This is a genomic window from Sphingomonas sp. 35-24ZXX (assembly GCF_000786215.1).
Lineage (GTDB): Bacteria > Pseudomonadota > Alphaproteobacteria > Sphingomonadales > Sphingomonadaceae > Blastomonas.
This window is the reverse complement of record NZ_JROG01000031.1, coordinates 1-425: the sequence shown is the minus strand read 5'-3', so window position 1 is coordinate 425 and position 425 is coordinate 1. Positions and strand designations below refer to the sequence as shown.

1 protein-coding gene is annotated in these 425 nt (G+C 59.8%); it reads right to left on the bottom strand.

All coding sequences use genetic code 11. The features are described from left to right. Nucleotides 1–425: IS5 family transposase (locus LI72_RS18660; protein ID WP_197051980.1), on the bottom strand; the 425-nt coding region annotated here is incomplete at both ends.

The following is a 425-nucleotide window of genomic DNA, read 5'->3' as shown; positions in this document are numbered from 1 at the left end:
TAGGCCGTGTTGACAAAACACTTCAGCCACAGGCGGGTTGCGGCAAGGTTGAGGAAGCTCTCGAACGATAGGACGGTTTTGTCGTAGCGGGTGGCAATGCGTCGCTGCTGCTTGAGCTTGGCGAACATTCGCTCGACGCGGTTGCGATCTTTGTAACGCCGATAGTCGGGATGCTCTGGCACCTTGCGGTTCGAGCGGGGCGGGATGATCGGCAGGATGCCACGGATCAGCAGGCTCTCCCGGAAGCGATCGCCATCATAGCCTTTGTCTGCCAGCAGTGCCTTGGGCTTGGGCAATGGCAGTGCCATCAGCGGTTCGGCAGCGGTATAATCGGAGGCCTCACCACCGGTCAGGATGAAGCCGATAGGCAGTCCTTGATTGTCGCAGCGGGCGTGGATTTTGCTCGTAAAGCCGCCGCGTGATCG